The following is a 324-nucleotide window of genomic DNA, read 5'->3' on the forward strand; positions in this document are numbered from 1 at the left end:
CACCGCGACCAGGAGCGACGCCTTGCCGCCGGCCCGGCGCGCGCGGGACGGGGACTGCGGCGACGCTGCCGCGGGCGCGTCGAAGGCCGCTTCGGCCTCGGCGTCGCCCAACCCGGGATAGTCCGCCCTCAGGCACAGCAGCAGCTGCTCCTCCGCGGCCAGGAGCCGGTCGGTGCGCAGGTGCTCGGGGTCGGCGAATTCGAGCCCGTGCCCGGCGGCGGCCGCGAGCGCCTCGGCGGCGATCACGGTCGGCCCGGCCCCCGCGTCCTCCCAGGCCACGTAGTGGACGAGCGCGACCGCGCCCCCCGCCGCGGGGGCCGGGCC

At 80.2% G+C, this 324-nt stretch carries 1 pseudogene; it reads right to left on the reverse strand.

Annotated elements, in window-relative coordinates:
- Positions 1-324, reverse strand: a pseudogene (locus DI269_RS27410) (hypothetical protein); the annotation flags it as partial.

It is taken from the genome of Glycomyces dulcitolivorans (assembly GCF_003265355.1).
GTDB classification, from domain to species: Bacteria; Actinomycetota; Actinomycetes; order Mycobacteriales; family Micromonosporaceae; genus Glycomyces; species Glycomyces dulcitolivorans.